Genomic DNA, 315 nt, shown 5'->3' with positions numbered 1-315 from the left:
CGTCAAAGGTGTCGGCGCCCCGCGCCGGCGCTTGTCAGCGCGGGGCGCGATGGCCAGGGTCAGGTGCGGGGGTCTTCCCGCGTCCCGAGTCTCGCATGCGCCGCCTGTACCTCATCGCCGCCCTGCTGCTCGCCGCCGCGGCCTCGGCCTGCGCGCCGAACCCGATCATCGCCCGGGACCCGATCCCTGCGCCAGGGCCGGCGGACGTGTACGCGTGCGACTCGAAGCCGTTGCCGGTCAACGCCTTCACGACCGATTGCCGCCCCGACCCGGCGAGCCCGCAGGTCGTGCTGCGCGCGCGGGGCTGAACCCGCC

The 315-nt window shown here is 75.6% G+C and carries 1 protein-coding gene; it reads left to right on the top strand.

Annotated elements, in window-relative coordinates; genetic code table 11:
* Positions 1–95: 95 nt before the first annotated feature.
* A complete protein-coding gene (locus tag ACLBYB_RS33035) occupies positions 96–308 on the top strand; it encodes a hypothetical protein (RefSeq protein ID WP_447701410.1) in 213 nt (70 codons plus the stop codon).
* Positions 309–315 lie beyond the last annotated feature (7 nt).

The sequence above is a fragment of the Methylobacterium sp. D54C genome, from assembly GCF_053345595.1.
This window is presented reverse-complemented; position numbering and strand designations above follow the sequence as displayed.

Coding starts and splice junctions, on each gene's coding strand:
- ACLBYB_RS33035 (WP_447701410.1), top strand. CDS start 96: ATGCGCCGCCTGTACCTCATCGCCGCCCTGCTGCTCGCCGCCGCGGCC.